The organism is Jeotgalicoccus marinus DSM 19772, from assembly GCF_000425825.1.
GTDB classification, from domain to species: domain Bacteria; phylum Bacillota; class Bacilli; order Staphylococcales; family Salinicoccaceae; genus Jeotgalicoccus; species Jeotgalicoccus marinus.
This window is the reverse complement of sequence record NZ_KE384462.1, coordinates 1,547-4,094: the sequence shown is the minus strand read 5'-3', so window position 1 is coordinate 4,094 and position 2,548 is coordinate 1,547. Positions and strand designations below refer to the sequence as shown.

Sequence of the window (2,548 nt, the reverse complement as noted above, 5' to 3'; positions counted from 1 at the left end):
CCATATGAGCCAGTTTAAAACATTGATTCAAACTTCTAATCAGGTTCCATTATCTCCTGGCATGCGTCGAGTATTACGAACATTTAAGAAGTATGAATCCTATATTGAAAACACATTACATTATCCAACACTAACAAACGGCCCATTAGAAGGTATCAATAACAGTATCAAAGTATTAAAACGGATGGCTTTTGGTTACAAGAACTTTGCGCATTTCAGAGATCGAATATTATTGATGACGCGTTTATATAAACCTGAACAAAAAAAGACTGTCTAACTTGCATAAAGCAAGTTAGACAGTCAGATAAATTGTTTCATCAACCTTATTTGACGTAGAGCCTAAATAAGCCATACATTAGATTGTCTTAGGAATTCAAGTGAGTTATTTGTGCACTCAATGATTTAATCCTCTGATGGTCTAAAGTATGGCTTTTTAATTATAAATCTTTTTAGGTTAATAGTCACAGTTCAATATTAGGCAATAGATTTTTTATATTTAATTTATCAATTCTTCCCATTTTTTAAATACTTTACTGCTACTGTAGCGCATACAACTAAAAACAGCACCTTGGCTCAATCTTAAACGAAGTGTATTTTCAGATAAAATGTTTTTTACTTTATCATAGAAAGCGTCCATATTATTTAATGGTACGAGATATCCATTTTTGTTATCATTTATTAATTCTGATGGTCCATATTGAACATCAAAACAAACAGTAGGTACACCTTGTGAGAGCGTCTCTAATAACGATAATGAAAATCCTTCCATTTTACTTGTCATAATATTTAAAACTGCCTCATCTATTTCTTCTTCTAAATTAGCTTTAAATCCTCTAATAAAAACATTTTCATTTAAATTTCTACGCTGCACTTCTTTTAGTAACATATCTTTGTCTTTACCTGCCCCAAACATATGCAATTGTATTTCTGGAAAATCAGATAATAATCTTTCCACTAAATCTAATTGTAGTGTTTGTTGCTTCTCTGATGAGTATCTTCCAATTGAAATAATTTTATTTGCTTTATTTTTTGAGTTTTTTATTTGAGCATTGTTGTGAATATAACCTACTGGTATTTCATATACAGGAATAGATTGATTAATTAGATCAGATACATCTTTTTTCTGACTCTTTGTAGATGTAACTATCGCTGTTAGACGTTCAATATTATCGAATACTGGTTTGTATATATTTTTAACGTTATTTATATGTTGAGATTTTCCATATTTTATATGTGTACTGTGTAAAACGGCAACTACTGGAATATCTTTTCTGGAAGCAGATAAACCATTAAAAGTAACATTGTTCTTATCACTGAAAAATACATCACCTGAAGTGTAAATACTCTCTGTAAAAAGAGTGAGCAACCCTTCTTCATTTCTGAGATGAATAACCTTACCGCCAGACAAGGTAACTAATATTCTCGTAAGATGTGAAATACCGTCGGTTGTTTGATAGAATTTTTCAATCACACTATTACCACTTGTATCATAATATCGTTCATGTGATACTTCATTGTTATTATCAAGATATACTGTTTTACTTAAAAATCCTCTACTATCAAATATATCTCTTTTAATTTTTTTTCTGTTTATATCAAAGTAATTAATATAATCAATTTTTGAATAATATTTATCTTTAAAATGTGCATACATTATAAATTTTTCATTATCATAAATTCTCATATCGTATGTATTATCTACATATTCAATCGTTAAACCAATTTCTTTTAGCCAATATTGAGGCCAATTATAGTGTTCTTCTTTAAATTTAATTGAATCTTGGAAATAGTCATATATAGAAAACACATTTTCTTGTATATTAAATCTTTTCATATTTTCATGTAATTTGGGATTGTATTTAACGAATACAACACTAGCTGGTTGATTATTCAAATTAAATAGGTTCATCCTATTTAATTGTGCTTTTTCTATTCCAGTAAGCGTTGAGCCTAAATTATTACCAATAAAATAATACACGTTTATCCCCCTATATTCTTTTTATATTAATAGTGAGAAAAACCAGACTTAAAGTCTGGTTTTTTCTCTTCTTATTTAGTTTTTAGATTCAGATTTTTTACGTCTGTTAGATAAGACAAGTGGTGTTCCTAGAGCTGCTAATAGTAAAGCATATGCAGTAGCATTATTTTCACTTTCACCAGTATTAGGTAACACTTTTGTATCGTCCTCTTGATTATCAGAGTTCATTTTTGAGCTCGGATTTTCAGTTACATTTTTAGTAGAGGACATACTACGTAAATGCTTGATCAAAGTTTGTCTTTCCGTATTGACATTGACCTCTTTATCGAATTGATCAGAACTTGAATTTGAGTCATTAAACTCGGGAACAATAATTGTATTTTTTTCATGAGTGTCATTAGAATTCGAGTTATCAATATTGTTGCTCTCTGACTCTGAATTATTATCTAAATCAGAGTCATTATCTGAATCTAAATCGATGTCTGAGTCAGTGTCACTGTCTAATTCTGAGTCGCTATCTGAGTCTGAGTCGCTATCTGAGTCTGAATCGCTATCTGAATCAGAGTCGCT

At 29.8% G+C, this 2,548-nt stretch carries 3 protein-coding genes; 1 reads left to right on the top strand and 2 read right to left on the bottom strand.

Annotated elements, in window-relative coordinates; genetic code table 11:
* The coding region (locus H624_RS0111360) for a transposase (protein WP_211220898.1) at positions 1–277 on the top strand (277 nt) is incomplete at its 5' end.
* A 219-nt stretch (positions 278–496) separates the two neighbouring features.
* Here H624_RS0111360 and H624_RS0111355 read toward each other — a convergent pair.
* Positions 497–1,978: a glycosyltransferase gene (locus H624_RS0111355; protein WP_026867713.1), complete on the bottom strand. Its 1,482-nt coding sequence runs from the start codon at positions 1,976–1,978 to the stop codon at positions 497–499.
* A gap of 75 nt (positions 1,979–2,053) precedes the next feature.
* The coding region (locus tag H624_RS12740; RefSeq protein ID WP_026867712.1) for an LPXTG cell wall anchor domain-containing protein at positions 2,054–2,548 on the bottom strand (495 nt) is incomplete at its 5' end.